Origin of the sequence: Bradyrhizobium sp. BRP19 (genome assembly GCF_020194195.1) — a bacterium.
GTDB classification, from domain to species: domain Bacteria; phylum Pseudomonadota; class Alphaproteobacteria; order Rhizobiales; family Xanthobacteraceae; genus Bradyrhizobium; species Bradyrhizobium yuanmingense.
Window position 1 is genome coordinate 1 of record NZ_JADYVZ010000118.1, and the last position, 445, is coordinate 445.

Here is a 445-nt window from a genome sequence, read left to right on the forward strand (position 1 = left end):
CTGCGATGCTTGCCGCCGCAGGCCTCATGGCAGAAGCAGGTGACGAGATGATCGTTGACGAGGCCGGTCGCCTGCATGAAGGCGTAGACGACGGTCGGGCCGACGAACTTGAAGCCGCGCGATGCCAGCTCCTTCGAGACCTTGACCGACAGCGGCGTCGAGGCCGGCACGCTCGCCGTGGTCTTGAACTCGTTGACCTTGGGCTGGCCGTCGACGAAATCCCACAGGAACTTCGAGAAGCCCGGCCCTTCCTCCATGATCTTCAGATAGGACTTCGCGCTTGCGATCGTGCCCTCGATCTTGGCGCGGTTGCGCACGATGCCGACATCGTTCATCAGCGCATGGACTTTCTTGGCGTTGTAGCGCGCGATCTTCTCGGGCTGGAAGTCGTCGAACGCTTTGCGGAAATTCTCGCGCTTGCGCAAGATCGTGATCCAGGAGAGGC

The 445-nt window shown here is 61.6% G+C and carries 1 protein-coding gene; it reads right to left on the bottom strand.

Annotated elements, in window-relative coordinates:
* The coding region (locus tag I6F36_RS38765) for a DNA-3-methyladenine glycosylase I (protein WP_225173271.1) at positions 1 to 445 on the bottom strand (445 nt) is incomplete at both ends.